The sequence below is a fragment of the Castellaniella sp. WN genome, assembly GCF_054457555.1.
On the sequence record NZ_JBTKZC010000002.1, the window covers coordinates 346,571 to 367,738 of the forward strand.

General features: G+C 67.4%; 19 protein-coding genes. 5 read left to right on the forward strand and 14 right to left on the reverse strand.

What is annotated here, in order from left to right; all coding sequences use genetic code 11:
- Positions 1 to 23: 23 nt before the first annotated feature.
- From ACTPOE_RS15570 to ACTPOE_RS15585, 4 genes are all read right to left on the reverse strand, one after another.
- Positions 24 to 935: a LysR substrate-binding domain-containing protein gene (locus tag ACTPOE_RS15570; RefSeq protein ID WP_458873143.1), complete on the reverse strand. Its 912-nt coding sequence runs from the start codon at positions 933 to 935 to the stop codon at positions 24 to 26.
- 100 nt (positions 936 to 1,035) lie between these two features.
- Complete coding sequence (locus ACTPOE_RS15575; protein WP_458873144.1) at positions 1,036 to 2,334, reverse strand: sulfate adenylyltransferase subunit 1; 1,299 nt, start codon at positions 2,332 to 2,334, stop codon at positions 1,036 to 1,038.
- Positions 2,335 to 2,397: 63 nt separating this feature from the next.
- Positions 2,398 to 3,309, reverse strand: coding sequence for a sulfate adenylyltransferase subunit CysD (cysD, locus tag ACTPOE_RS15580; RefSeq protein WP_458873145.1), 912 nt, complete (start codon positions 3,307 to 3,309; stop codon positions 2,398 to 2,400).
- Positions 3,306 to 4,031, reverse strand: coding sequence for a phosphoadenylyl-sulfate reductase (locus ACTPOE_RS15585; protein ID WP_458873513.1), 726 nt, complete (start codon positions 4,029 to 4,031; stop codon positions 3,306 to 3,308). The genes cysD and ACTPOE_RS15585 overlap by 4 nt, the downstream gene beginning before the upstream one ends.
- A 270-nt stretch (positions 4,032 to 4,301) precedes the next feature.
- Here ACTPOE_RS15585 and ACTPOE_RS15590 point away from each other — a divergent pair, with 270 nt between their 5' ends.
- A complete protein-coding gene (locus ACTPOE_RS15590) occupies positions 4,302 to 5,591 on the forward strand; it encodes a Glu/Leu/Phe/Val family dehydrogenase (protein WP_458873146.1) in 1,290 nt (429 codons plus the stop codon).
- Entirely contained in the window at positions 5,591 to 6,562 is a 972-nt protein-coding gene (locus ACTPOE_RS15595; protein ID WP_458873147.1) for an asparaginase, read from the forward strand. The genes ACTPOE_RS15590 and ACTPOE_RS15595 overlap by 1 nt, the downstream gene beginning before the upstream one ends.
- Before the next feature lie 19 nt (positions 6,563 to 6,581).
- On the opposite strand, the gene ACTPOE_RS15600 is transcribed toward ACTPOE_RS15595, so the two are convergent.
- From ACTPOE_RS15600 to ACTPOE_RS15615, 4 genes are all read right to left on the reverse strand, one after another.
- Entirely contained in the window at positions 6,582 to 6,875 is a 294-nt protein-coding gene (locus ACTPOE_RS15600; protein WP_458873148.1) for a type II toxin-antitoxin system RelE/ParE family toxin, read from the reverse strand.
- Positions 6,863 to 7,237 carry a CopG family ribbon-helix-helix protein gene (locus tag ACTPOE_RS15605; protein ID WP_458873149.1) on the reverse strand — a complete coding sequence of 125 codons (375 nt, stop codon included), beginning with the start codon at positions 7,235 to 7,237 and terminating at the stop codon, positions 6,863 to 6,865. The genes ACTPOE_RS15600 and ACTPOE_RS15605 overlap by 13 nt, the downstream gene beginning before the upstream one ends.
- A 235-nt stretch (positions 7,238 to 7,472) precedes the next feature.
- Positions 7,473 to 8,513 carry an L-threonine 3-dehydrogenase gene (tdh, locus tag ACTPOE_RS15610; RefSeq protein ID WP_458873150.1) on the reverse strand — a complete coding sequence of 347 codons (1,041 nt, stop codon included), beginning with the start codon at positions 8,511 to 8,513 and terminating at the stop codon, positions 7,473 to 7,475.
- Between the two features lie 22 nt (positions 8,514 to 8,535).
- Positions 8,536 to 9,762 carry a glycine C-acetyltransferase gene (locus ACTPOE_RS15615; protein WP_458873151.1) on the reverse strand — a complete coding sequence of 409 codons (1,227 nt, stop codon included), beginning with the start codon at positions 9,760 to 9,762 and terminating at the stop codon, positions 8,536 to 8,538.
- A gap of 300 nt (positions 9,763 to 10,062) precedes the next feature.
- On the opposite strand from ACTPOE_RS15615, the gene ACTPOE_RS15620 reads away from it, so the two are divergent.
- Entirely contained in the window at positions 10,063 to 12,657 is a 2,595-nt protein-coding gene (locus ACTPOE_RS15620) for an EAL domain-containing protein (RefSeq protein ID WP_458873152.1), read from the forward strand.
- Positions 12,658 to 12,769: 112 nt separating this feature from the next.
- Here the strand turns inward: ACTPOE_RS15620 and ACTPOE_RS15625 are convergent, their stop codons facing one another.
- The 3 genes from ACTPOE_RS15625 to ACTPOE_RS15635 all read right to left on the reverse strand — a co-directional run bounded on the left by ACTPOE_RS15625 (position 12,770) and on the right by ACTPOE_RS15635 (position 16,277).
- Positions 12,770 to 14,458 carry a TRAP transporter large permease gene (locus ACTPOE_RS15625; RefSeq protein WP_458873153.1) on the reverse strand — a complete coding sequence of 563 codons (1,689 nt, stop codon included), beginning with the start codon at positions 14,456 to 14,458 and terminating at the stop codon, positions 12,770 to 12,772.
- Between the two features lie 2 nt (positions 14,459 to 14,460).
- Entirely contained in the window at positions 14,461 to 15,072 is a 612-nt protein-coding gene (locus ACTPOE_RS15630) for a TRAP transporter small permease subunit (RefSeq protein WP_458873154.1), read from the reverse strand.
- Positions 15,073 to 15,188: 116 nt separating this feature from the next.
- Positions 15,189 to 16,277, reverse strand: coding sequence for a TRAP transporter substrate-binding protein (locus ACTPOE_RS15635; protein ID WP_458873155.1), 1,089 nt, complete (start codon positions 16,275 to 16,277; stop codon positions 15,189 to 15,191).
- Positions 16,278 to 16,483: 206 nt separating this feature from the next.
- On the opposite strand from ACTPOE_RS15635, the gene ACTPOE_RS15640 reads away from it, so the two are divergent.
- On the forward strand, positions 16,484 to 17,710 hold the full coding sequence (locus ACTPOE_RS15640) for an MFS transporter (RefSeq protein ID WP_458873156.1): 1,227 nt from the start codon (positions 16,484 to 16,486) through the stop codon (positions 17,708 to 17,710).
- A gap of 8 nt (positions 17,711 to 17,718) precedes the next feature.
- Entirely contained in the window at positions 17,719 to 18,948 is a 1,230-nt protein-coding gene (locus ACTPOE_RS15645) for an MFS transporter (protein WP_458873157.1), read from the forward strand.
- On the opposite strand, the gene ACTPOE_RS15650 is transcribed toward ACTPOE_RS15645, so the two are convergent.
- Genes ACTPOE_RS15650 through grxD form a run of 3 tightly spaced genes read right to left on the reverse strand, consistent with a single transcriptional unit; the run spans position 18,938 to position 21,163 of the window.
- Positions 18,938 to 20,161, reverse strand: coding sequence for an HD-GYP domain-containing protein (locus ACTPOE_RS15650; protein WP_458873158.1), 1,224 nt, complete (start codon positions 20,159 to 20,161; stop codon positions 18,938 to 18,940). The genes ACTPOE_RS15645 and ACTPOE_RS15650 overlap by 11 nt on opposite strands.
- A gap of 34 nt (positions 20,162 to 20,195) precedes the next feature.
- Positions 20,196 to 20,825: a UbiX family flavin prenyltransferase gene (locus ACTPOE_RS15655; RefSeq protein ID WP_458873159.1), complete on the reverse strand. Its 630-nt coding sequence runs from the start codon at positions 20,823 to 20,825 to the stop codon at positions 20,196 to 20,198.
- Positions 20,822 to 21,163: a Grx4 family monothiol glutaredoxin gene (grxD, locus tag ACTPOE_RS15660; RefSeq protein ID WP_043679974.1), complete on the reverse strand. Its 342-nt coding sequence runs from the start codon at positions 21,161 to 21,163 to the stop codon at positions 20,822 to 20,824. The genes ACTPOE_RS15655 and grxD overlap by 4 nt, the downstream gene beginning before the upstream one ends.
- Between the last annotated feature and the right edge of the window lie 5 nt (positions 21,164 to 21,168).

Genomic DNA, 21,168 nt, shown 5'->3' on the forward strand with positions numbered 1-21,168 from the left:
AATTCCGCACCCCCGCGCGAGGCCTAGGGAGACCTGGATATTCTGGCGCAAAGCGTCTTCAGCCATAGGGAAAACGCTAGGTGCGTACCGGTCGGCGGCGCGGAGGCCTCGCGGCACAGGTAGTAATGGGAATCGGGTGCCGCCTGGACGCCAAAAGGCGCGACCAGGCTGCCTTCGTCGAGGCAGGGGCCGGCCAGGCTGCGCCGCGCGATGATGACGCCCTGGCCGGCCCGCGCGGCAGCCATCGCCAGCCCCACGTCGAAAAAGCTCACGCCCCCTTCGGGTTCCGGCCAGTCCAGCCCGGCGGCGTCGAACCAGGGCTTCCAGGGGTCCAGGGGGCAGCGCAACAGGTTCGCGCCGGCCAGATCGGCGGGACGGCGCAAGGCGCCATGGCGCGCGAGGTAACCGGGGGAGCACGCCGGAAACACGGTATCGTCCGTCAGGCGCTCCGACACCGCGCCCGGATACCGGCCCAGTCCGAAGCGCACCCAGAAGTCGGCCTGGGAGGGGCCGATGTCCAGGTAGGGGATCGACAGCACCACGCTCATGTCGATGTTGGGGTGGGCCGAGGTGAATTCGTGCAGGTGCGGCCCCAGGATGTAATGCCCGAAGGTCGGCGTCGTGACCAGCCGGATGCGCTCCCGGGGCCGGGACCGGCGATGCAGGGAAATGTCGGACAGCAGGTGCAGCGCCGTTTCGATCTGGTCCAGGTACTCGTGCCCCGCCGCGGTCAGCGCGACACCCCGGCTGCCGCGATCGAACAGGGGCTGGCCGAGCGCGGCTTCCAGCTGGCTGATGCGCTTGCCGATGGCGCTGGCCGTGACGCAGAGTTCCTCGGCCGCGCGGCCGAACGAACCCAGCCGGGCGGCCGACTCGAACGCCTGGATGGTGGCCAGGGAGGGCAGTCGGAGGTTCTGGTGAGCGAATCGGAGCATACGGCTTCACGGCGATGGGCCGGACGCCGGCCACCCCATGTCATTCTGGCACGAAACCCCGGTGCCGCCCATCGGGATTGGCCCCAGCTTCGGCCCATGGTCAGCGCCGGACCAGCCCCGCCGCCGCCGTCTGGTTGGTGGCGGTGTCGATCAGGATGAAGGCGCCCGTCGCCCGCTGCGCGTCGTAGTCGTCCAGGACCAGGGGATCGCGGGCCCGCAGCTGCACGCGGCCGATGTCGTTCATGGCCAACGTGCCGCTCCAGTCCACCGACCGCAGTTCGTGGATGTCGCGCCGGGTGCGCACGGCCTGGACGCGGACCTGGGTCAGGCGGGTGCCCTGCTTCAACCAGTACAGCCGCGCGGGATTCAGCGCCTGCTGGTCCAGCCAGCACAGGTCCGCCTCGAAGTCCTTGTCCAATACCGGCCGCGCCCGGGCGTCGACCAGCACGTCGCCCCGGGACAGGTCGATGTCGCGGTCCAGCACCACCGTGATGCTGTCGCCCGGCAAGGCCTGGGCGACCGCCTGCGCACCGCGCAACAGGCCCGTGATGCGGGCGGACTCGCGGCTCGGCAGGACCCGGACGGCATCGCCGACCCGCCAGGCGCCGCCCCGCAACTGCCCGGCATAGCCCCGGAACGCGTCGGGCCCGCTGCCGTTGTGGCGGATCACCCATTGGACGAAGAAGCGCGCCTGGTCCTCCTCGCGCACCGGATCGACCGGCAGTTTCTCCAGCAGGGTCAGCAGCGGCGGCCCCTGATACCAGGGCGTGCGTTCGCTGTGCCGCACCACGTTGTCGCCCGACAGGGCCGACAACGGCACGATGTGGAAAGCCGGAATGTCCAGGCGCTCGGCCAGGTCACGGTACGCCGCGTGAATGCGGTCGAACACCACCTGGTCCCAGTCGACCAGGTCCATCTTGTTGACCGCCACCACGATGTGGCGCAGCCCCAGCAGGCGGGCCAGGGTGCTGTGGCGCTTGGTCTGCGGCAGCAATTGGCCATCGCTCGCACGGCTGGCGTCGATCAGGATCACGGCGGCGTCGGCCGTCGAGGCCCCCGTGACCATGTTGCGTGTGTACTGCTCGTGCCCTGGCGCATCGGCGACGATGAACTTGCGCGCCGGCGTGGCGAAGTATCGGTAGGCCACGTCGATGGTGATGCCCTGCTCGCGCTCGGCCTCCAGACCGTCGGTCAGCAGCGCCAGGTCCAGTTCGCTATTGGGGGCGCGGGTGTATTTCGAGCCCGCGATGGCCTTGATCTGGTCGGCGAACACGCCCTTGCTGTCGACCAGCAGGCGGCCGATCAGTGTGGATTTGCCGTCGTCCACGGACCCGGCGGTGATCAGACGCAGCACGCTGGTTTCGGGCGCGACCTGCCATTGTTCATTGATTGCGTTCATTGTGATTCCTTGATCCGATTTGGATGCTCAAGTTCGGATGCATGGTCTTGTCAGGCCAGGCGCTCAGAAATAGCCCTGTTTCTTGCGCCGTTCCATCGACGCCTCACTGGTCTGGTCGTCCATGCGCGTGGCGCCGCGCTCGGTGATGGTGGTGACGGCCGTCTCGGCGATGATGTCGGCCGGCGTGGACGCCGTGGACGCCACCGGGCAGGTGCAGGACACATCCCCCACCGTGCGGAAGCGCACGCTCAGGCGCTCGGGGTGCTCGCCCTCGCGCGGCGGGGTCAGCGGCGTGACGGGGACCAGCAGGCCGTCGCGGCGCACGACCTCGCGCTCGTGCGTGTAGTAGATCGAGGGCAGGTCCAGGCCTTCGCGCTCGATGTACTGCCAGACGTCCAGCTCGGTCCAGTTCGAGATCGGAAAGACGCGGATGTTCTCGCCCGGATGCACATGCGTGTTGTACAGGTTCCAGAGTTCCGGGCGCTGGGCCTTGGGATCCCACTGGCCGAACTCGTCGCGGAACGAGCAGATGCGTTCCTTGGCGCGGGCCTTTTCCTCGTCCCGGCGGGCGCCGCCGATGCAGGCGTCGAAGCCGAATTCCGCGATCGATTCCAGCAGCGTCGTGGCCTGGGCCGCGTTGCGCGAATCGTTGGCATGGCGCAGCACCACCGTGCCGCGCGCGATCGAATCCTCGACGCCGCGCACGATCAGCTCTTCACCCAGTTCCGCCGCCCGGCGGTCGCGGAAGGCGATGACCTCGGGGAAATTGTGGCCCGTGTCGATGTGCATCAGCGGGAAGGGAAAGCGGCCCGGGCGGAAGGCCTTTTCCGCCAGGCGCAGCAGCACGCAGGAATCCTTGCCGCCGGAAAACAGCAGCACGGGCCGCGCGCATTCGGCGGCGACTTCGCGCAGGATGTGGATGGCTTCGGATTCCAGCCAGTCGAGATGGGTCCGGGCGAGAAGGGCGGTGCTCATGATGTCGATGCTTCCGTAGTGTCCGTGATGAGAGGGTCGCGCGGACGCACCCCCGGTTGTCCGGCCGGCCGCAGATTGCCGGCGTGCAGGCCGCATTCGCGGCTGTCCCGCTGTTCCCACCACCAGCGACCGGCGCGCGGGTCCTCGCCGGGGCGCACGGCGCGCGTACAGGGCTCGCAGCCGATCGAGGGATAGCCCCGGTCGTGCAGCGGGTTGTAGGGCACGTCCAGCGCGCGCACCACGCCCCAGACCTCGTCGGCCGTCCAGAACGCCAGGGGATTGAATTTCCACAGGCCGAAGGTGTCGTCCCACTGCGTCTCGGGCAGTTCGACCCGGGTCAGGGACTGCTCGCGCCGCTGGCCGGTGATCCAGGCCGTGCGGCCCGCCAGCGCGCGGCGCAGCGGTTCGACCTTGCGGATGCCGCAGCAGGCCTTGCGCAATTCGATGCTTTCGTAGAAGGCAAATTCACCGTGCGCGGCCACGTGGGACCGCACCGCATCCGGATCGGGACGCATCACGCGCGTCTCGATCCCGTAGCGTTCGCGCACGACGTCCACCATGGCCAGGGTCTCGGCGTGCAGGCGGCCGGTGTCGAGCATGAAGACCCCCGGCGGCCGGGGCAGTTGCGCCACCGCGTGGATCAGCAGGGTATCCTCGACCCCCATGGACGACGCCAGCAGCGCGTCGGGATGCAGATCCGCGATGCGCCACAGGGAGGCCATCAGGGCCTCCCAGCGCGCCGCCAGCGGCGGGGACAGCGTCAGCGACACGATTCATCTCCCACAGGACGAAGCCGGCCTTCCCGCCGGCGGAAGCATCCAGTGTGCCCGTCCGACGCCCCGGCCGGAACGAAAAAAATGTTGGTTTCATATAACCGGAGCCTCCCCGCCCGACCGATGCGGGACACAGAATGCCGCCGCCGCACTAAAATGGGGCCGGTAGTATGTCCCTGACTGTTCTGCACTCATACCTCATACAAAAGGTCGCACACCATGCCCGAACCGATTTCCCAAGCCCTACCTTCCTACCTGGATCCGGCCCATCCCGGCCCCTGGGGCATCTATCTGGAACAGGTCGACCGCGTCACGCCCTACCTGGGCTCCCTGGCGCGCTGGGTCGAAACCCTGAAGCGTCCCAAGCGCATCCTGATCGTGGACGTGCCGGTCGAACTGGACAACGGCACGGTCGCCCACTTCGAGGGCTACCGGGTGCAGCACAACACCTCGCGCGGTCCCGGCAAGGGCGGCGTGCGCTATCACCAGGACGTCACCCTGTCCGAAGTCATGGCCCTGTCGGCCTGGATGTCGGTCAAGTCCGCCGCCGTGAACCTGCCCTTCGGCGGCGCCAAGGGCGGCATCCGCATCGACCCGCGCAAGCATTCCCCGGGCGAACTGGAACGCATCACGCGCCGCTACACCAGCGAAATCCACGACATCATCGGTCCCAACAAGGACATTCCCGCGCCGGACGTCAACACCAACAGCCAGGTCATGGCCTGGATGATGGACACCTACTCCATGAACGCGGGCTCCACCACCACCGGCGTGGTGACCGGCAAGCCGATCTCGCTGGGCGGCAGCCTGGGGCGTGTCGAGGCCACGGGCCGCGGCGTGTACGTGGCGGCCTGCGAGGCCGCGCGCGAATCCGGCATCGACATCAAGGGCGCGCGCATCGCCATCCAGGGCTTCGGCAACGTGGGCGGCACCGCCGCGCGCCTGTTCCATGAAGCCGGCGCCAAGGTCATCGCGGTCTACGACCACACCGGCATCGTCCACAACGCCAACGGCCTGAATGTCCTGGCCCTGTTCGACCACGTGCGCGAGAATGGCGGCGTGGCGGGCGCCCCCGACGCCCAGACGCTCAGTCCCAAGGAATTCTGGTCGCTGGAGACCGAGATCCTGATCCCGGCCGCCCTGGAAGGCCAGATCACCCGCGACAACGCCGACCTGATCCACACCCGCATCCTGGTCGAAGGCGCCAACGGCCCGACCACCCCCGAGGCCGACGACATCATCTCGGCCAAGGGCACGGTCATCGTCCCGGACGTTGTCGCCAACGCGGGCGGCGTCACGGTCAGCTATTTCGAATGGGTGCAGGACTTCTCCAGCTTCTTCTGGACGGAGCAGGAAATCAATCACCGCCTGGAAGCCATGATGCGCGCCGCCTACGCCGCCGTATCGGCGGTGGCCCGCCAGCACGGGGTGTCCCTGCGCACGGCGTCCTTCATCGTGGCCTGCACCCGCATACTCGAAGCCCGCCAGGTGCGCGGCCTGTACCCCTGATGCGGCCGCGCCTGGTCCTCATCGGCACGGGCGGCACCATCGCCGCCACGGCTGGCAACGCCCGCGCGCTGACCGGCTACCGGGTCACCCAGGGGATCGAGGCCATGCTGGCGGCGATCCCCGGCGCGGCGGACATGGCCGACATCCACTGCGAACAGCCGTTCAACGTGGACAGCCGGGATCTGGGCGCCGCCCGGGTCCTGCGTCTGGCGCGCGCCGTGGACCGCCACGTGCGCGACGCGGGCGTGGACGCGGTGGTCGTGACCCACGGGACCGACAGCCTGGAGGAAACCGCCTTCTTCCTGCATCTGACGGTGCGCAGTCCCAAGCCCATCGTGCTGGTCGGCGCCATGCGCCCGGCCTCGGCCCTGAGCGCCGACGGACCGCTGAACCTGGTCAACGCTCTGCTGGCGGCGGCCGACCCCGCCAGCCGCGATCGGGGCGTGTTGGTGGTCATGAACGACCGCATCGTCGCCGCGCGGCATGCGGCAAAGCGCCACACCACCCGGGTCGACGCCTTCGGAACGGATGGCACGGGTGTTCTGGGCGCGGTCGCCGACGGCCGGGTCCGCTACGTCCTGCGTCCCGACCTGCCTGACACGGCCGAATTTTCCCTGGCCGGCCTGCGCGCGCCGCCCCCGGTGGACATCATCCTGGATTACCAGGACGCGCCCGCGCACCCCTACGCCGCCGCGGTCCAGGCCGGATCGCGCGGCATCGTGGTCGCGGCCATGGGCAACGGCAGCCTGAGTCCGGCCGCCACGCGGGGCTGCGCCCTGGCGATCCGCCAGGGGCTGGTCTGCGTGCGCGCCAGCCGGGTGCCCGACGGCCCGGTCACGGACGCCGCGGACGGCGGCGGCCCGCTGGCGGCCCATGCGCTCAACCCCCTGCAGGCGCGCATCGCTCTGCGGCTGGCGCTGGCGCGCGGCATGAACCGCGCCGGGATCGAAGACCTGCTGCGGCGGCTGTAAAGAAAGGCGCCTGATCTGGTCAGTAGCCCACCTCTTTCTGGTGCCGGAAGGCCAGCACATACACCGCATCATCGACCGATTCGTGGCGATACGGCGCCACATAGCCAGAATCCCCGAAGGCAATCACCAACTCGCGCAGATCGGGCATTTCAAGGAACGGCCGGCCCATGTCGGGGGTCGTCTCCAATAGCAGGAATTGATGTCCGATGACTTCGCCGGCTCGCCTGGCGGCCTTCGGCGCCTTGCCGGCCAGAAACCGCCGGCATCGTTCCAAGCCTTCCGCCGCGCCTTCGGTGACGATTACTTGTGGCACTCGGGCGCCACCCCTTCATCATCGGTACCCCAGGTGTCCAACCAGGCACGAGTCTCCTCGCCGGTCAGGTGACGACCGGTTTCCTTGTAGGCTGTCCAGGACGCCAAGGCTTCCTGCTTGAAGCAATCACGCGCTTCCTCGCGTTCGACGTACTGCTGGATCGCTTCGAGCATGATCCAGTGAGGCGAACGACGACGCTGACTGGCGAGACGCCGGACGCGATCTTTCAGCGTGTCGTCGATCTTGAGAGACGTTGCCATCATGAGCCTGTTATCACGTAGTAGTACCTGGTGATAATAATCCCTTTCAAGCGTCCGCAGCCATCCGAACCCGCGCAGGTTCCGGTCGATCTGATTGATCATGACGAGTGTCCATCAAAGCAGAAACGCCCATTCTGGACACGACCCGAAAACCTCGCCAGACTGGGAAATACGGATGGGCGAAAATGCCCTGATCTCAAGCCGTCGCAACTCTCCACCTCGCCGCTTGCAAGGCGCTCGGATTCGCCAGGCACGGTGTATCTCAAGCCGTCGCAGCTCTCCACCTCGCGCCTTGCAAGGCGCTCGGATTCGCCAGGCACGGAATAGTCCGCGGGGACTATTCCGTGTCCTGGCTCATCCAGTCCAGAATCACCTTGCCGCTCTGGCCCGACAGCATCGCCTCGAAGCCCTGGCGGAAGTCCGCCACCGGATAGCGGTGGGTCAGGATGGGCGACAGGTCCAGGCCGCTCTGCAGCATGGCGACCATCTTGTACCAGGTCTCGAACATCTGGCGGCCATAGATGCCCTTGATCTCCAGGCCCTTGAAGATCACCTGGCTCCAGTCGATGCCCACGCCGTCGGGCAGGATGCCCAGCATGGCGATCTTGCCGCCATGATTCATCTGGTCCAGCATCGAGGCAAAGGCGCTGGGCACGCCGGACATTTCCAGACCTACGTCGAAGCCCTCGGTCATGCCCAGTTCGCGCATCACGTCGCGCAGGTCCTCGCGGGCCACATTCACCGTGCGGCTGGCGCCCATGCGGGCGGCCAGATCCAGGCGGTAGTCGTTGACGTCGGTGATGACAACGTTGCGCGCCCCCACATGGCGGGCGATCGCCGCCGCCATGGCCCCGATCGGACCGGCGCCCGTGATCAGCACGTCCTCGCCCACCAGGTCGAAGGCCAGCGCCGTATGAGTGGCGTTGCCATAAGGATCGAAGATCGCGGCCAGGTCGTCGGATACATCGTCCGGAATGCGGAAGGCGTTGAAGGCCGGGATCGCCAGATAGTCGGCGAAAGCGCCGGGGCGGTTCACGCCCACGCCCCGGGTGTTGCGACACAGATGCCGGCGTCCGGCGCGGCAGTTGCGGCAATGGCCGCAGGTGATGTGCCCTTCGCCGGAGACGCGGTCGCCGATCCGGAAGCCCTGGACTTCCTGGCCGATCTCCACAACCTCGCCCACGTACTCGTGGCCGACGTGCATGGGGACGGGAATGGTGCGCGCGGCCCAGTCGTCCCATTTCCAGATGTGGATGTCCGTGCCGCAGATGGCGGTCTTGCGGATGCGGATCAACAGGTCGTTATGCCCGATGACGGGCTTTTCGACGTCCACCATTTCCAGCCCGGCGGCGGGCTGCGTTTTGGCCAAGGCTCTCATGAAAATCTCCGGAAAGTGTCCGTCAGGCGATGACGCCCAGGTCGCGCCCGACGCGGGCGAAGGCCTGGACGGCCCGGTCGATGTCCTCGGGCACGTGGGCCGCGCTCATCTGGGTGCGGATGCGGGCGCTGCCCTTGGGCACCACCGGATAGGAGAAACCGATCACGTAGATGCCCTGCGCCAGCAGGGCGTCGGCCATGCGGCCGGCCAGGCCGGCGTCGCCCAGCATCACCGGGATGATCGGGTGTTCGCCGGGCACCAGGTCGAAACCGAGCGCCTGCATCTCGCGGCGGAAATGCGCGCCGTTGCGGTGCACGCGGGCGCGGAGTTCCGCGCCTTCGGCGTCCTGGAGCAGTTCGATCACCCGCCGGGACGCCGCCACGATGGCCGGCGCGAGCGTGTTGGAAAACAGGTAGGGGCGCGAGCGCTGGCGCAGCAGGTCGACGATCACGGGATCGGCCGCGACGTAGCCGCCAGAGGCCCCGCCCAGCGCCTTGCCCAGCGTCCCGGTCAGGATGTGGACACGGCCCGCGACGCCGCAATGTTCCGGCGTGCCTCGCCCGCCCGAGCCCATGAAACCCACGGCATGGGAATCATCCACCATCACCAGGGCGTCGAACTCATCGGCGAGGTCGCAGATCGCCGCCAGGTCGGCGATGATGCCGTCCATGGAGAACACGCCGTCGGTGGCGATCATGATGTGCCGCGCGCCGCCGTCGCGGGCCGCCTGAAGCTGCGCGCGCAGGTCGCCCATGTCGTTGTTGGCGTAGCGGTAGCGGCGCGCCTTGCACAGGCGGATGCCATCGATGATGCTGGCGTGATTCAGGGCGTCGCTGACGATGGCGTCCTGCTCGTCCAGCAGGGCCTCGAACAGGCCGCCGTTGGCGTCGAAACAACTGGAATACAGGATGGCGTCCCCCATACCCAGCCAGCGGGCCAGCTCGGATTCCAGGGCCTTGTGCCCCGTCTGGGTGCCGCAGATGAAACGCACCGACGCCAGGCCGAAACCATCGGCGGCCAGGCCGGCGGCGGCCGCCTGGATCAGGCGCGGGTCGTTGGCCAGGCCCAGATAATTGTTGGCACAGAAGTTCAGCACCTCGGCACCGTCAGCCAGCCGCACATGCGCGGACTGCTGGCTGGCGATGACGCGTTCGGCCTTGTAGAAACCATCTTCGCGCAACCGCCCGATCCGGGCGCGCGCATCCGCAAGAAATCGCTGGGACATGATCCACCTTTTGGGGGAATGCATTGGAATGGGATTGCGTGCCGGCATTGTACGCCGGTGCCCGCGCAGCCCCGCAACCCCGTAGCTCGCCGGCGCCGGGCGCACCTTCCGGACACGCGCGGGCCGGCAACATCTCGGAATTGTTCACAATCTCGACAACTGATGACAATCCTGCGGGCTGTGCAACACGTTGCCGCATCCCGACGGGGACTATGATGTCCTCTTTTGGCTCCGCGCCAGGGCACGCCGGAAACCCTTCCGCCATCCAGGGACCGCGTACCGCCCATCCGGACATCCGGACATCCGGATACCAGACCGAACCCTATGGCCTCTCGCGATCGCCTGTACCGCGGCATCCTCCTGCCAGCCTTGGCGCTGTGCCTGGGCATGCATGCGCCGGCCTCTCGCGCCCTGACCCTGGATGTCGGCATCTACGACCAGAAGCCCGATGTCTACATCGCCCGCGATGGCCGCCCGGCCGGGATCCTGGGCGAACTGCTGAACGAAATCGCCCGCCTGGAGGGCTGGAAGATCCGGACCCAGGCCTGCGCCTGGGAGCAATGCATGCGGCTGCTCGCCGATGGCAAGATCGACCTGCTGCCCGACGTCTATTACACTCTGGAGCGGGCGCAGACATTCGGCCTGCATCACGTACCGGCGCTGCACAGTTGGTCCCAGGTCTATGCCCGGCCGGACCATGCCCTGCGCTCGATCGAGGGCCTCAAGGGTCATTCGATCGCGGTCCTGGCGGGTTCGACCCAGCAGGATTACCTGAAAAACACTTTCTCGGGCCTGAGGATCGACGTCCGCACCGATGCCGTCCAGACTCTGGAAACCGGCTTCCAGCGGGTGCAATCCCGCCTGGACGATGCCGTGGCGGCCGATTTCTACGTCGGCGAACTGTTCGCGCAGCAATACAATCTCGTCGCCACCCCCATCGTCTTCCAGCCCACCCAGGCCTATTTCGCCACACCGAAAGGCCGGCACCCCGAGGTCCTGGCGGCCATCGACCGCCATCTCAGCGCCTGGCAAGCCGCTCCCGGATCGTTCTATTACCACACGCTGGACGGCTGGCGCCTGCCCCGGTCCCAATCCGTGCTGAGCCACCACGGCTCCTGGATCGTCGCCGGCCTGAGCGGCCTGCTGGCCCTGACCCTGATCCTCGCGCTGCTGCTGCGCATCCAGCTCGGCCGCCAGCGGCAGCGCCTGCGGCGCACCGAACGCCGCCTGGGCGCCATCCTGGACGCCATAGACGCCGCCGTCGGCATCAAAGACCTGGACTTCCGCTATACCTTCGCCAACCGCAAGCACGAGGAATTCCTGGGCATGGGCGAAGGCAAGCTCATCGGCCTGCGCGACGACGAAACCCTGACGGACGCCGATTCCCTGGCCAGCATCCGCCGCAGCGACCAGGCCGTCCTGGACTCGCTGGAACGCAGCGTATCCCAGATGACCATCCGGCCGCCCCACGGCGAACCCCGCACCTTTCTCACGATCAAGGCGCCCATGCGCGGCCCTGACGGCGCCCTGGAAGCCATCTGCACGGTCGCCACCGACATCACCGAACGCCTGCGCGCCGAGGAAGCCGCCCACCACCTGGCCGTCTATGACACACTGACCGGTCTGCCCAACCGACGCACGGCGCTGGCTCACCTGACGCAGATGCTCGAGTCGGCCCGGCAAGGCCGTTCCATCGGCGCCCTGCTGCTGATCGACCTGGACGGCTTCAAGCGGATCAACGACATGCACGGACACGAGACCGGCGACCAGGTCCTGCGCGGCATCGCGGACCGCCTGCGGGTCAGCGTGCGCGACCGCGATCTGGTGTCGCGGGTCAGCGCCGACGAATTCATCGTGCTGCTCGACGGCCTGGGCGCCAGCGTCAGCGACGCGGCCCGCAACGCCATGCACGTATCCGAAAAGACACGGCTCGCCATCTGCAACAGCGCGTTTTCCATCCGGGGCAAACCCGCCTACGTCACCGCCAGCATCGGATTGACCCTGATCCACGCCGACAGCCAGACCACCGACACCGTGATGCGCGAGGCCGACATGGCCACCCACCGCGCCAAGCAGCACGGCGGCAACCAGGTCACGTTCTACGAGCAGAGCCTGCAATCCGAGGTCGAACAGCGGCTCTGGCTGGAACACGACCTGCTGCAGGCCATCGGCACGCCGCATCTCACCCTGCATGTGCAGCCACAGTTCGGCCGCGACGGACGCGTCACCGGCGGCGAGCTGCTGGCCCGCTGGACTCATCCCAGCCGAGGCGCGGTGTCGCCCGCCCTGTTCATCCCCGTCGCGGAGGAAACCGGCCTGATCAGCCTGCTGGGGTCCTGGTCCCTGCAGTTCGCCTGCGACGCCCTGCTGGCATTGCAGGCAACGGGCGAAACCTATCCCCTGTCCCTGAACGTCAGCCCCCGCCAGCTGATGGAGCCCCAGTTCATCGCATCCGTGCGCGACACTCTGGCAAGCAAGGGCGTGCCGGGCAACCGGCTGATCTTCGAGATCACCGAGGGCGTGCTGATCCAGGACATGCAGGCGGTCGCCCGGCGCATGCAGGCGCTGTCCCTGCTGGGCATCCGTTTTTCCATCGACGACTTCGGCACCGGTTATTCCAACCTGGCCTACTTGAAGCGCCTGCCGCTGTATGAACTGAAGATCGACAAGAGTCTCGTACAGGACATTCCCAACGACAGCGACAACATTGCCATCGTCCAACTGATCCTGGCCATGGCCGATCAACTCAATCTGCGCGTGGTCGCCGAGGGCGTGGAGACCAAGGCGCAATCCCGGTTCCTGTTCGAGCACGACTGCCACGCCCTGCAGGGCTATCTGCTGGCGCGCCCCATGCCGCTCGAGGCCTGGCTGGACGTGGTGCGAGCGCGGCGGCGGCCCGTATCGGACAGCCCGGCCTGAAGGCTATCAGGAACACAGGCAAAAGAAAGGTCCGGGTCCGGCGCGATGCCCGACCCGGACCTTGACCGCCCCGCCGGAGCCGCCGAAGCGGGGCCGGCCGGCGAAGGGAGCCCTACTTGAACATGTTGTTGTAGTCCTGGTCCGACGTGCCCGGCGTCTGGCCGTCGGCCCCGGCGCCATAACCACCGAAGTTGCCCATGTCGAGCTTGACGTCCTCGATGTTGACCTGGGGCCGGTCGGCCTTGTAGTGAGTGACCATGCCCGGGTACAGCAACACCAGGACCACCATGACGATCTGGATCGCGATGAAGGGGATCGAGCCCCAGTAGATCTGGCCGGTGGTGACCTTGGCGATGGTCTTGCCGGTGACCCGGTCCTGGTAGTCTTCCTTGGGCGCCACCGATCGCAGGTAGAACAGCGCGAAGCCGAACGGCGGATGCATGAAGGACGTCTGCATGTTCACGGCCAGCAGGATGCCCAGCCAGATCAGGTCGATGCCCATCTTGTCCGCCACCGGTCCGATCAGCGGCACGATGATGAAGGCCAGTTCGAAGAAGTCCAGGAAGAATGCCAGGAAGAAAGTCAGGAGGCTGACCACGATCAGAAAGCCCATCTCCCCGCCCGGCAGGCCCGTGAGCAGGTGCTCGACCCACAGGTCGCCGTTCACGCCGCGGAAGGTCAGGCTGAACACCGAGGAGCCGATCAGGATGAACACCACGAAGCAGGTCAGCGTCGTGGTGGTGTCCATCGCCTGGCGCAGCAGCTTGAAGTTCAGCCGGCGCTTGATCATGGCCATCGCCAGCGCGCCGACCGCGCCCATGGCGCCGCCTTCGGTGGGCGTGGCCACGCCGATGAAGATCGTGCCCAGCACCAGGAAAATCAGCGCCAGCGGAGGGATCATGACGAAGGTCACGCGCTCGGCGATCTGCGACAGCAGGCCCAGGCGCAGGATCTTGTTGAGCCCGGCCATGACGAAGGCCGCCACGCCCCAGAGCAGGATGCTGGTGACGATCAACTCGTCCACGTGCGCCCCGTCGTCCAACAGGAACTCCACGCCCGCGATGGAAATGCCGACGGACAGGGCCATCAGCGCCAGCAGCGAGGGGATGCCATGGCCGCCGTTGGGTTCGACGAAGGTGCGGGCCTCGGGCGGAATGGCCGGCGCCAGCTTGGGCCGGAACAGGGCCATCACGACCACGTACAGGATGTACAGCCCCGTCAGGGCGAAGCCCGGCAGGAAGGCGCCCTTGTACATGTCGCCGATGGAACGGCCCAGTTGGTCGGCCAGCACGATCAGCACCAGCGACGGCGGAATGATCTGCGACAGGGTGCCCGAAGCCGCGATCACGCCGGCCGCCAGCTTGCGGTCATAGCCGTAGCGCAGCATGATGGGCAGCGAGATCAGGCCCATCGAGATCACCGAGGCGGACACCACGCCGGTGGTCGCCGCCAGCATCGCGCCCACCAGGATGACCGCGATCGCCAGACCGCCGCGCAGCGGGCCGAACAGCTGGCCGACGGTCTCCAGCAAATCCTCGGCCATGCCGGAGCGTTCCAGGATCAGGCCCATGAAGGTGAAGAACGGCACCGCCAGCAGGGACTCGTTGCCCATCACGCCGAACACGCGCTGCGGCAGGGCCTGGAACAGGGCCGGGGACAGCAGACCCATGTCGATCCCGATCAGGCCGAACAGGATGCCGTTGGCCGCCAGGGAGAAGGCCACCGGAAAGCCCAGCAGCAGCAGGACCACCAGCATGCCGAACATGATCGGCGCCATATAAGCCAGAAACAATGCTTCCATGGTCAGTGCCCCTCATGCGAGGCGGCCTCGCGCTGTTGCGCCTCGCGGGCGATCTCTTCGGCGAGCAGTTCCTCGGCGGACTTGCCCGTATGCACGTCGCGGGGATCGGGGCAACGGCCGAGCAGACAACCGGCGCTCTTGATCAGGTGCGAAACGCCGGCGGCGACCAGCATCGCGAAGCCGATGGGAATCAGCAGCTTGGCCGGCCAGCGGATCAGACCGCCCGCGTTCGAGGACTGCTCGTGATTGACGAAGGCATCCATGAAGAACGGCCAGGACAGCCACATGATGAGCCCGCAGGCGGGCAGCAGGAAGAACAGCACGCCGATGATTTCGATCCAGAGCTGGGTGCGCCGGGAAAAGCGCGAGGCGAGGACGTCGACGCGGACGTGTTCGTTCTTGAGCAGGGTATAGCCGGACGCCAGCAGGAAGATGGCGCCGAACAGGTACCACTGCAATTCGAGCCAGGCGTTGGAACTGACGTTGAACAGCTTGCGTACCGTCGCGTTGGTGGCGCTGACGAGTACCGCGAGCAGGATCAGCCAGGTCACGGCCCGGCCCACGCGGCGATTGACGGCGTCGATCGCTCGCGACAGGGCGAGAAGTGCATTCATGGTGAGAGCCGATGAAAAAGGGGTTGCGCCCGGACGCGCGCAAGCCCCCTCGAGGGGGGCTAGCGCGCGTCCGGTCATGAGCGGCCTTCGGAATCAGGCCGGCACGAGGCGTCGATTTACTTGGCCGCCGTGGCCATGTATTGGTCGAAGCTGCCTTCGGCGATGCGGAACCACGGGATTTCATGATCGCGGAAACCCATGTAGGCGTCGTGGATCTTCTTGAAGCCGGGGTCCTTGGCGGACAGCTCCGCGTAGGTTTCCTGGGCGGCCTTGTAGCAGGCATCCATGACGGGCTTCGGGAAGGCGCGCAGCTTGGCGCCTTCGGCGATCAGGCGCTTGAGGGCGTTCGGGTTTTCCGCGTCGTAGGTGGCGATCATGGTGTTGGTCGCCAGGGCGGAGGCCTGGTCCAGCACGGCCTGATAGTGCTTGGGCAGGGCCTCGTACTTGTCCTTGTTGACGTACAGGGACACCTGCAGGGTGCCTTCCCACCAGCCGGGGAAGTAGTAGTACGGCGCCACGCGGTGGAAGCCGAGCTTCTCGTCGTCGTAGGGTCCGATCCACTCGGCCGCGTCGATGGTGCCCTTTTCCAGGGACGGATAGATGTCGCCGCCGGCGATCTGCTGCGGCACCACGCCGAGCTTCATCAGCACCGCGCCGGCGAAGGCCGCGGTGCGGAACTTCAAGCCCTTGAGGTCATCGACGGTCTTGACTTCCTTGCGGAACCAGCCGCCCATCTGGGTACCGGTGTAGCCGCAGGGGAAATTGACGATGTTGAATTTGGCGAACAGTTCGCGCAGCACCTGCAGGCCGCCGGCGTGGCGCACCCAGGCGTTGTACTGGCGAGTGTTCAGGCCGAAGGGCACGGCGCCGTCGAAGCACAGGGCCGGGTCCTTGCCGAAATAATAATAGGACGCGGTATGGCCGCATTCGACCGTGCCGTTCTGCACGCCGTCGAGCACGCCCAGGGCGGGCAGGATCTCGCCGCCCGGGAAGGCGCGGATCTGGAACTTGCCGCCGGTCGCCTCGGACACGTATTTGGCGACGTTTTCGCCGCCGGAGTAGATGGCGTCGGCGCTGCGAGGAAAGCTGGAAGCCAGGCGCCACGAGATAGCGGGCGATTCCTGGGCGAAAGCGGGAGCGGCCAGGGTGGCGCCGCCAGCGGCCGCGCCGAGGGCAGCCTTCTTGAGGAAGGAACGACGTTGCATGAGAGAGAGCCCCTAAGTTGGTTGGTAAACCGGTCAAATGTGCCGTTTTGTAAACGGTCGAGAGCGCGTGCATGATGCACGAAACTTGAAGCTTCCCGCAATCGGTAATAACGCCTAGTGTTTTTCCCGATTGAATCTGCCAATTTCCATGACAGCAATAGGGAAATCCACCCGTCACCCTTTCCCCAGGCACTTTGATCCCCTGTATGCGACAATGCCGATTTGGTCATCTCGACCCCGTCGTGCCTCCCTCTTCCGACTCCTTCAACCTGGCCCGGATCGCCCTGCCGGCATTCGGCCCATCCCTGCTCTTCGGCTTGGGCGAAGGTGCGATCTACCCGGTCCTCGCCTTGAGCGCCCGCGACCTGGGCGCCAGTTCGGCACAGGCCGGTCTGATCGTGGCCCTGATCGGCATCGGCTCGATGATGGCCAACCTGCCGGCCGCCGCGCTGGCCAACCGCTACGGCGAGCGCCGCGCCATGATCGGCGCGGCCGTCTTCAGCCTGGCCGCCCTGGCTCTCTGCCTGCTTGCCCGTGCTCCCTGGGTCTTCGGCCTGGGCGTCCTGATGATCGGCCTGGCCAGTTCCGTCTTCCTGCTGGCGCGCCAGACCTACCTGATCGAAGCCGTACCGCCCACCATGCGCGCGCGCGCCATGTCCACCCTGGGGGGCACCATGCGGGTGGGGCTGTTCACCGGCCCCTTCATGGCCGCCGCCTTCATCCACCTGATAGGCCTGCCGGGAGCCTACTGGGCCGCCATCCTGGCCTTCCTGGGCACCGGCATCCTGGCCTTCACCGTCCCGGATCTCGAACCCCGCGACCGCGCCGCGAACCGCAACGCACCGCCCCTGCCCCTGGCGGACCTGGCCCGCGCGCACGCGAGCGTCTTCCTGACGCTGGGGGTGGCCACGGCGCTGGTCTCGGCGATCCGATCCTGCCGCCAGATCGTCATCCCGCTCTGGGCCGACCAGATCGGCCTGGACGCCACGGCGACCGCCCTGATCTACGGCATCATGGGCGGCGTGGACATGCTGCTGTTCTACCCGGCCGGCCGGATCATGGACCTGCGCGGGCGCCTCTGGGTCGCCCTGCCCTGCATGCTGATCATGGGTGCCAGCCTGGTCGCCATCCCCTGGACCACGGGCTTCGCCAGCCTGCTGATGGCCAGCATGGTACTGGGCGTGGGCAACGGCATCGGCTCGGGCATCATCATGACCATCGGCGCCGACGCCTCGCCCCCCACCGACCGCACGCGCTTCCTGGGCATCTGGCGGCTGATCACTGATCTCGGCGGCGGCGGCGGACCTTTGCTGATGTCCGCCATCACCGCCGCCGTGTCGCTCGCCGGCGGCATCACCGCCATCGGCGCCCTGGGCTTCGTCGCCGCCTGGATGTTCTGGCGCTGGCTGCCCCGCAAGACCGCGTTTCCCTGACCCCCATCATGCCGCACACAGCCCCGGAGTCCCGTGCCACCGAGCCTCATACCGCCGTGCGCGCCGCCCTGTTCCTGGTGCTGGTCGGCATGTGCGCCGCGCTCCACATCTGGAAAGTCCCGCCGGCCCTGCCCCAGTTGCAGGCCGAATTCCGGCTCAGCCTGGTGGAATCGGGCTTCCTGCTGTCGGCCGTGCAGCTCGGCGGGCTGATCCTGGGCCTGCCGGTCGCCCTGGTGGCCGAACGCATCGGCCTGCGCCGCTGTGTCCTGACCGGCCTGGCCATCCTGGCGGCCACCTCGACGCTGGGCGCCTGGCTGGACTCCAGCCTGCTGGTGCTGCTGTTTCGCGCCGCGGAAGGCTGCGGCGTCCTGATGGTGGCCATGCCGATCCCCGCGCTGATCCGCCGCCTCGTGCCGCCGGAACGGCTGAGCCGCATCATGGGCCTGTGGGGCAGCTACATGCCGCTGGGCACCGTGACCATCCTGCTGGCGGGGTCCTGGATTCTGAGCCTGGGGAGCTGGCAGTTGTTGTGGGCGCTGCTGGCGGCGCTGACCCTGTGCTGCCTGCTGCTCACCGCGCGCCTCGTCCCGCCGGACCCCGCCGCCGCCCCCCGCCGGCCACGGGATTCACTGGCGCATCTGGCGCGCACGACCCTGGGCTCGGCGAATGTCTGGCTGGTCGCCCTGATCTTCGGGCTGTACGCGGGCCAGTGGATGGCGGTGATCGGTTTCCTGCCGACGATCTATGCCGCCCAGGGCATCGGCGGCACCACGGCGGGCCTGCTGACGGCCATCGTCGCGGGCGCCAACGCGATCGGCAATCTGTCCGCGGGCCGCCTGCTGCATCACGGGGTGGCGGGCTGGCAGCTATTGGTGACGGGGCTGGCGACCATGATCCTGTGCGCCTGGGCCGCCTTCGGCGCCGGCCTGCCCGCCCCGGGCCAGTTCATAGCCGTACTGATTTTTTCCATGGTGGGCGGCCTGGTGCCGGCCACCCTGTTCGTGCTGGGGCTGACCCTGGCGCCCACTCCTCAGACCGCGTCCACGACCATCGGCTGGATGCAGCAATGCTCGTCCCTGGGCCAGTTCGCCGGGCCTCCTTTCGTGGCCTGGGTGGTCAACCGGGCGGGCGGCGACTGGCAATGGACCTGGACCGCCACCGCCGCCTTCGCGGCCACGGGCATCGTCCTGGCGATCCTGATCGGCCTGCGCGCGCGGCCCCGGGCCGCTACACGATAGGCGGCACGGGCAGGCCCGACTGGGCCCAGTCCACCGGCGCGGCCACGGGCAGGATGCGGGTGGGGCAATCCGGCTCGGCCAGATTCACCCGGCGCTCCGGAATGGCATGGCTCCAGCGGATCGAGTAGAAGATCTTGACCACGGGCAGCTCCGGCGCATCGGGATTCTGCGCCACCACCAGGCCCAGTTCGCTCTGCGTCAGGCTGATGATGGAGCCCAGCGGATAGCGCCCCACCGTGCGCACGAAGGCGCCCAGCACATCCATGTCGAACTGCCCTTCGGACTTCATCATCTTGTACAGCGCGAAGGCCGGATCCCAGCCCTTCTTGAAGGGCCGCGTCGAGGTGACTTCATCGTAGTAATTGCAGATGGCCGCCATCCGCGCCAACAGGCTGATGCCATCGCCGACCAGCCCGTCGGGAAACCCCTTGCCATCGACGCGCTCGTGATGGTGCAGGCAGACGTCGATGACCTCGGGGTGCACGCCCGGATCCCGGCGCAACACCTCGGCGCCGTTTTGCGGGTGCTTGCGCAGCAATTCCTGGGGAGGCTGGATCGGACGGCCGAGCTTGCCGGGCGCCTCGTCCGGATCTCGGATCTTGCCGATGTCGTGCAGCAAACCGGCCATGCCGGCCAGGCGCACCTGCTCCTCGGACAGTTCCAGGGTCCGCGCCAACGAGGTCATCAGCGCCGCCACGGCCACGGAATGCGTGTACAGGTATTGGTCGGCGCGCTTGATGCGGGCCAGGCTGGTGAGCGCATCCGGATGGCCGTCGATGGAATCGGCCATGTCCTGGACCAGACCCTCGATCTGCCGCAGGTCGATCTTGCCCTCCAGATCCACGTCGGCGAACAACTGCTGAACCTGCTCCCGCGAGCCGTCGAGGATGTCCCTGGCGTCGTCGAATGCCTGCTGTTCCGGCGTGGCCGGCGGGGACGCGGCGGCGTCAGCCGGCTTCGAGGCCGGCTGCGCCGCGCCGGAAGCGGTCCGCGGCGCGGGCGTGGCGGTGCCGGGTTCGCCGGAGGACACGTCCACCCCCCGACCGGTGTCGATCAGCACCCATTCCAGCTTCGACTCCTGCAGGCGGCGCAGCTTGCGCTCGTTCTGGATCAGGAAGCGCGAGCGCCAGAAGGAATGGTCCAGGAAAGAGCCGCCCAGGTCATGCACGTACATGCCGACGCACAATTGGGACACGGGGACTTTTTTGATCATGCGCGAGTTCCGGGAAACGGGCGAGGGCGGCGCATCAGGCTGCTCCGTCACCCCGCGGGTGGACGCCCGGGTCGTCGAGGCCTTCCCAGCGTGGCCCGGGCACATTGATGTCGAAGAATTCCAGCACGCGGCACACGGTATGGTCGATCAGATCATCCAGCGTGGCCGGGCGCAGGTAGAACGCCGGCAGCGGCGGGAAGATCACTCCGCCCATCTCGGTCACCGCCGTCATGTTGCGTAGGTGCGCCAGATTGAAAGGGGTTTCCCGCACCATCAGCACCAGCCGGCGGCGTTCCTTGAGAGTCACGTCCGCCGCCCGGGTCATGAGATTATCCGACAGGCCGTGCGCCACGGCCGCCAGCGTCCGCATCGAACAGGGAACCACCACCATGCCCGCCGTGCGGAAACCGCCGCTGGCCAGCACCGAGCCCACGTCGCGATGGCTGTGGACGTGGTCGGCCAAGGCCCGCACAGCCCGGCGATCCAGGCCGAGTTCGTGACGGACGTTCAGCACCCCCGAGGGCGACATGACGAGATGGGTTTCCACCCCGCCGTGTTCCCGCGCGAGCTCCAGCAGGCGGGTGGCGTACCGGGCGCCGGTCGCGCCGCTGATGCCGACGACCAGCCGCTCGACTTGTTCAGAGGACCCCTTGGGGGGATTCACTCGATCGCCCCGGCATCCTTCAGCAGTTGGGCCAGTTCGCCGTTCTGGTGCATTTCGTTCATGATGTCGGTGCCGCCGATGAATTCGCCCTTGACGTAGAGCTGGGGAATCGTCGGCCAGTTCGCGTAGTCCTTGATGCCCTGGCGGACTTCGGGATCTTCCAGCACGTTGACGGTGACCAGCTTGGTGACGCCGGTTTCCTTCAGGATCTGGATGGCGCGGCCGGAGAAACCGCATTGCGGGAATTGGGCCGTGCCCTTCATGAACAGGACGACCGGGTGGCCGGTGACCGTTTCACGGATGAAATTCTGGACTTCGGATTGGACTGCTTCGCTCATGGTGG

Bases quoted from the DNA above. Each gene is read 5' to 3' on its own strand.
- ACTPOE_RS15595 (WP_458873147.1), top strand. From the start codon at position 5,591: ATGCGGCCGCGCCTGGTCCTCATCGGCACGGGCGGCACCATCGCCGCC.
- ACTPOE_RS15635 (WP_458873155.1), bottom strand. From the start codon at position 16,277: ATGCAACGTCGTTCCTTCCTCAAGAAGGCTGCCCTCGGCGCGGCCGCT.
- cysD (WP_458873145.1), bottom strand. From the start codon at position 3,309: ATGAGCACCGCCCTTCTCGCCCGGACCCATCTCGACTGGCTGGAATCC.
- ACTPOE_RS15640 (WP_458873156.1), top strand. From the start codon at position 16,484: ATGCGACAATGCCGATTTGGTCATCTCGACCCCGTCGTGCCTCCCTCT.
- grxD (WP_043679974.1), bottom strand. From the start codon at position 21,163: ATGAGCGAAGCAGTCCAATCCGAAGTCCAGAATTTCATCCGTGAAACG.
- ACTPOE_RS15575 (WP_458873144.1), bottom strand. From the start codon at position 2,334: ATGAACGCAATCAATGAACAATGGCAGGTCGCGCCCGAAACCAGCGTG.
- ACTPOE_RS15630 (WP_458873154.1), bottom strand. From the start codon at position 15,072: ATGAATGCACTTCTCGCCCTGTCGCGAGCGATCGACGCCGTCAATCGC.
- ACTPOE_RS15615 (WP_458873151.1), bottom strand. From the start codon at position 9,762: ATGCATTCCCCCAAAAGGTGGATCATGTCCCAGCGATTTCTTGCGGAT.
- ACTPOE_RS15570 (WP_458873143.1), bottom strand. From the start codon at position 935: ATGCTCCGATTCGCTCACCAGAACCTCCGACTGCCCTCCCTGGCCACC.
- ACTPOE_RS15605 (WP_458873149.1), bottom strand. From the start codon at position 7,237: ATGATCAATCAGATCGACCGGAACCTGCGCGGGTTCGGATGGCTGCGG.
- ACTPOE_RS15585 (WP_458873513.1), bottom strand. From the start codon at position 4,031: ATGGCCTCCCTGTGGCGCATCGCGGATCTGCATCCCGACGCGCTGCTG.
- tdh (WP_458873150.1), bottom strand. From the start codon at position 8,513: ATGAGAGCCTTGGCCAAAACGCAGCCCGCCGCCGGGCTGGAAATGGTG.
- ACTPOE_RS15645 (WP_458873157.1), top strand. From the start codon at position 17,719: ATGCCGCACACAGCCCCGGAGTCCCGTGCCACCGAGCCTCATACCGCC.
- ACTPOE_RS15625 (WP_458873153.1), bottom strand. From the start codon at position 14,458: ATGGAAGCATTGTTTCTGGCTTATATGGCGCCGATCATGTTCGGCATG.
- ACTPOE_RS15620 (WP_458873152.1), top strand. From the start codon at position 10,063: ATGGCCTCTCGCGATCGCCTGTACCGCGGCATCCTCCTGCCAGCCTTG.
- ACTPOE_RS15590 (WP_458873146.1), top strand. From the start codon at position 4,302: ATGCCCGAACCGATTTCCCAAGCCCTACCTTCCTACCTGGATCCGGCC.
- ACTPOE_RS15650 (WP_458873158.1), bottom strand. From the start codon at position 20,161: ATGATCAAAAAAGTCCCCGTGTCCCAATTGTGCGTCGGCATGTACGTG.